Origin of the sequence: Streptomyces aureus, assembly GCF_001418135.1 — a bacterium.
GTDB classification, from domain to species: domain Bacteria; phylum Actinomycetota; class Actinomycetes; order Streptomycetales; family Streptomycetaceae; genus Streptomyces; species Streptomyces aureus_A.
The window spans coordinates 341-5,012 of sequence record NZ_LIPQ01000399.1 but is presented as its reverse complement, the minus strand read 5'-3'; the positions used below and the strand labels follow the sequence as shown (position 1 = coordinate 5,012).

The following is a 4,672-nucleotide window of genomic DNA, read 5'->3' as shown; positions in this document are numbered from 1 at the left end:
CCTGCACCGGCACCGCCGCCGAAGCCTCCGCCGGCACCGGCACCCGCAGGCGCTTCGGGCGCGGGAGGCGGCGGTCCCAGGCCCGTACCCCCAGGGCCACCGGCACCCCGACGCAGGCACCCCACAGGACCGTCGCCGAGCCCGTCTGCCACCACACCGGGCCGAACGCCGACAGCCGGGCCGTGCCGAGCGCCCCGCCCGCCGCGGCCGAGAGCACGGCGACCACCGCACCGCAGCCCCAGGCCGTACCCAGCGCCGTCAGCGCCGTGTCCCGGGCCGTCCAGGTCCGAGCCGAGCGGCCCACCCGGCCGCCCTGGAGCAGCACGGCGGCGAGCGGGACCGCCGCGGCCGCCCAGTGGATCCAGCCGCCGCGCCCGTCGTCGGGCAGCGCGGCGAGCAGCGGGAAGGGCGGCGCGGCCGGGTCGCCGACGAGGCCCAGCGGGGTCGCGAACGCGCCCGTGCCGAGGGTGAAGCCCGGCCCCAGTCCGTACGCGGCTCCCCAGACGGCCATGTTGGGCAGCAGGGCGAGGACCAGCAGCAGCACCGCAGCCCGCCCCGACCACTCCCCCGTGAGACCCGCGAACGCGGCCTGCGCCTCGCCCGCGTGCCAGGCCAGCGAGACCGCCGCGACGACCGCGCCGCCGCCGAGCAGCGTGACGAGCCCGAGCCCGGCCGCCCGCAGGGCCGCGGCCGTCTGCCGCTGTCCGGGGAGGGGACGTCCGAACGCCGTCCAGACCCCCGTGCCGGCCGCGCCGGCCACGACGGCGGGCAGCCAGAGCCCGGCGCCGAGCAGCTCTGCGGGCAGCGGGCCGCTCTCGCTGTAGACCACGACCGTGGCGGCGACCAGGAGGTATCCGCCGGCCACGGCGGATACCGCGCCGCTCGCGGAGGGGGGCCGCCGGTCGCCGCCGCCGGCCACGTCGAGGGTGTCCCGGACGGCCCGGTGGACGAGCCAGAACGGCAGGACGGCCAGGAGCATCGGCGCGACGCCGAGGGGCGCGGGCAGTCCGGACAGGGTGTCCGTGCGGACGAGGTCCACGCCGTGGGCGAGCAGCCAGAGCCCGGCGGCCAGGTGCAGGGCGCCGCCGGGGCCGCTGTCGGGGTACGGGGAGCTGATCCAGCCGGCGATCACGAGGACCGCGAGGGCGCCGAGTCCGAGTCCGGCGGCGACCGCGCCCCGGACGCAGGCGCTGGCGAGCGCGGCGGAGCGGCCGCCGTGGACCAGGGGATGCTCGGTCACATGGGTCACGAGGTCATGCTGCCAACGACACGCGCTTTTGCCGCGTAACAGGCAAACCTCCGCTGTGTCGCTCAAGATACGTTTATGTACTTTTCCGCCCACAGCAGCTCTGCGGGAGGTAGACGCCGATGAGCCGGAGCACCGCGGATTCCGCATCCTCCGCCACCCTGCCGACCCCCAAGGAGCGGCGCAGGTTGCGTGAGGCCCTCGCCCTGAGCGAGGAGCAGGTCGCCGAGGCCATGGGCGTCACGAAGGCCACGGTCAGGGCATGGGAGACCGGGCGTTCGGCACCACGGGGCCGCAAGCGCGAGGCGTACGCCAAGCTGCTCGGCACGTACGGGCCGGGCGACGCGCCGAGTTCCGCGGAGGCGTCGACCGCTTCCCCCTCGGCCCCTTCGCACTCTTCGGAGCAGCCCGCCAAGCCGTGGTACTCGCCGGAGTCACCCGCACGGCCGCAGGCACCGGCGAAAACACAGGGACAGGCGCCCGCCCCCGCGGCGAACGTCCGCCCCAAGGCCGCGGCCAAGCGGGCCGCCAAGCCGCCGCAGGCCCCCTCCCCGTCCCCGGTCATCGCCGCGGGCCGAGCCCGCAAAGGCACCCCGAAGCCGCAGGAGCGGCTGAAACCGGTCGCGGCCGAGGCCCCGTGGGCCGCGGAGGAGCGGCCCGTCGGACCTCCCGCCGTGCCGGGGCTGACCCCGGAGGAGGCGTTCGACGCGCTCTACGCGCACGCGGCGCCCGGTCTCGTCCACCAGACGTATCTGCTGACCGGCCGGCGGCGGCTCTCCCGGGAGTCCGTCGAGCAGGCCTTCCACCGGGCCTGGGAGCACTGGCCCGAGGTCGCCCGCGACGCGGACCCGGTGGGCTGGGTACGGGCGACGGCGTACGAGTACGCCCTCTCCCCCTGGCACCGGCTGCGCCGCACCCACAAGCACCCCGACACCCCGCCCACCGAGGCCGGCCGGCGGGCTCTGCTCACCGCGCTCCTCGAACTGCCGGCGCCGTACCGCCGTACCGTGCTGCTCTACGACGGGCTCGGGCTCGACCTGCCGGAGACGGCCGCCGAGACCGAGGCGAGCACCCCCGCCGCGGCCAACCGGCTGCTGCACGCCCGCGCGGTCCTCGCGAAGCGGGTCCCCGAACTCGCCGACCCCGAGGCCCTGCACGAGCGGCTCGGCGCGCTGGTCACGGAGGCGCCGACGACGACCCTCCCGGCGGCCCGCGCGGTCCGGAGCGGCAGCGAGCGCCGGACACGGACGTGGACCCGCGCGGTACTGGGGGTGACGGCGGTCCTCATCGGTGTCACGGGCCTGACGGCGGCGACCGCGCCGACCCGCTACATCCCGGTGAACGCCCCCGGCGAGACCGTCAACGGCGTTCCGGTCCGCGGCGGCCCGCAGAAGCTCCGCCCGGAGGACCTGGAGCTCCGCGACAAGCTGCGCTCCGAACCGAACCCGGGCCCGGAGCGGCTGATCCCGGCCGCCGAGTGACCACCCCTGGGCGACCGCCGCCGGGCGACCGCCGCCGCGTACGAGAGGGCCCCGCCCTCGCCCGGGTGACCGGGCGGGGGCGGGGCCCTCTCGTACGGCTGCCGCGGAATCCCGCGGCTACCGGCTGCTTCAGCCCGCGAGGATCGCGCGCGCCAGCTTGGCCGTCTCGGTCGGCGTCTTGCCGACCTTGACGCCGGCGGCCTCAAGGGCCTCCTTCTTCGCCTGGGCGGTGCCGGAGGAGCCGGAGACGATGGCGCCGGCGTGGCCCATGGTCTTGCCCTCGGGCGCGGTGAAGCCCGCGACGTAGCCGACGACCGGCTTGGTGACGTTGGCCTTGATGAAGTCGGCCGCACGCTCCTCGGCGTCGCCGCCGATCTCACCGATCATGACGATCAGGTCGGTGTCGGGGTCCGCCTCGAACGCCGCGAGGGCGTCGATGTGCGTGGTGCCGATGACCGGGTCGCCACCGATGCCGACGGCGGACGAGAAGCCGATGTCACGGAGCTCGTACATCATCTGGTACGTCAGCGTGCCGGACTTCGAGACCAGGCCGATGCGGCCCGGCTTCGTGATGTCGCCCGGGATGATGCCGGCGTTGGACTGGCCCGGGGTGATGAGACCGGGGCAGTTCGGGCCGATGATGCGGGTCTTGTTGCCCTTCGCCTGCGCGTACGCCCAGAAGGCGGCGGAGTCGTGGACGGCGATGCCCTCGGTGATGACGACGGCCAGCGGGATCTCGGCGTCGATCGCCTCGACCACGGCGGCCTTCGCGAACGCCGGCGGGACGAAGAGGACCGAGACGTTGGCGCCGGTCTCCTTCATCGCCTCGGCGACGGAGCCGAAGACCGGGACCTCGGTGCCGTCGAAGTCGACGGTCGTGCCGGCCTTGCGCGGGTTCACGCCACCGACGATGTTGGTGCCGTCACCCAGCATGAGCTTGGTGTGCTTCATGCCCGTGGCACCGGTCATGCCCTGGACGATGACCTTGCTGTCCTTGGTGAGGAAGATAGCCATGGTGTGCTTGACCTCGTCCCTTACTTCGCAGCCGCGAGCTCGGCGGCCTTGTCGGCCGCGCCGTCCATGGTGTCCACGCGCTGCACGAGCGGGTGGTTCGCGTCCGACAGGATCTTGCGACCCAGCTCCGCGTTGTTGCCGTCGAGGCGCACGACCAGCGGCTTGGTGACCTCTTCGCCCTTGGAGGCGAGGAGCTCCAGGGCCTGGACGATGCCGTTGGCGACCTCGTCACAGGCGGTGATGCCACCGAAGACGTTGACGAACACGGACTTGACGTCCGGGTCGCCCAGGATGATCTCCAGGCCGTTCGCCATGACCTCGGCGGAGGCGCCGCCGCCGATGTCGAGGAAGTTGGCCGGCTTCACGCCGCCGTGGTTCTCACCGGCGTACGCGACGACGTCCAGGGTCGACATGACCAGACCGGCACCGTTACCGATGATGCCGACCTCGCCCTCGAGCTTGACGTAGTTGAGGTTCTTGGCCTTGGCGGCAGCCTCGAGCGGGTTGGCTGCGGCCTTGTCCTCGAGCGCCTCGTGGTCGGGCTGACGGAAGTCGGCGTTCTCGTCGAGAGACACCTTGCCGTCCAGGGCCAGGATGTCGCCGGAGGCGACCTTGGCCAGCGGGTTGACCTCGACGAGGAGCGCGTCCTCGGCGACGAAGGTCTTCCACAGGGTCACGAGGACCTCGGCGACCTTCTCGGCNNCACCGGTGTTGGAGTCGACGGGCACCTTCGCGAGCTTCTCGGGGGTCGTCGCGGCGACCTCCTCGATGTCCATGCCACCGGCGACGGACGCCATGGCGAGGAAGGTGCGGTTGGTGCGGTCGAGGAGGTACGAGACGTAGTACTCCTCGAGGATCTCCGGAGCGGTCTCCGCGATCATCACCTTGTGGACCGTGTGGCCCTTGATGTCCATCCCGAGGATGTCCGTCG

General features: G+C 73.6%; 4 protein-coding genes and 1 pseudogene. 1 reads left to right on the top strand and 4 read right to left on the bottom strand.

Annotated features, from left to right (window positions below):
• The coding region (locus AOK00_RS28770) for a cell division protein PerM (RefSeq protein WP_055603166.1) at window positions 1-1,249 on the bottom strand (1,249 nt) is incomplete at its 3' end.
• Window positions 1,250-1,368: 119 nt separating this feature from the next.
• Here AOK00_RS28770 and AOK00_RS28765 point away from each other — a divergent pair.
• Entirely contained in the window at window positions 1,369-2,727 is a 1,359-nt protein-coding gene (locus tag AOK00_RS28765; protein WP_055603165.1) for a helix-turn-helix domain-containing protein, read from the top strand.
• A gap of 129 nt (window positions 2,728-2,856) precedes the next feature.
• Here the strand turns inward: AOK00_RS28765 and sucD are convergent, their stop codons facing one another.
• The 3 genes and pseudogenes from sucD to AOK00_RS40745 form a co-directional block, all read right to left on the bottom strand.
• Entirely contained in the window at window positions 2,857-3,741 is an 885-nt protein-coding gene (gene sucD / locus AOK00_RS28760) for a succinate--CoA ligase subunit alpha (protein ID WP_015035673.1), read from the bottom strand.
• Between the two features lie 20 nt (window positions 3,742-3,761).
• Window positions 3,762-4,442, bottom strand: a pseudogene (locus AOK00_RS28755) (ADP-forming succinate--CoA ligase subunit beta); the annotation flags it as partial.
• 2 nt (window positions 4,443-4,444) lie between these two features.
• The coding region (locus tag AOK00_RS40745) for an ATP-grasp domain-containing protein (protein ID WP_367870063.1) at window positions 4,445-4,672 on the bottom strand (228 nt) is incomplete at both ends.

Excerpts from the sequence above, each read along its gene's own strand:
- AOK00_RS28765 (WP_055603165.1), top strand. The coding sequence starts at position 1,369 with ATGAGCCGGAGCACCGCGGATTCCGCATCCTCCGCCACCCTGCCGACC.
- sucD (WP_015035673.1), bottom strand. The coding sequence starts at position 3,741 with ATGGCTATCTTCCTCACCAAGGACAGCAAGGTCATCGTCCAGGGCATG.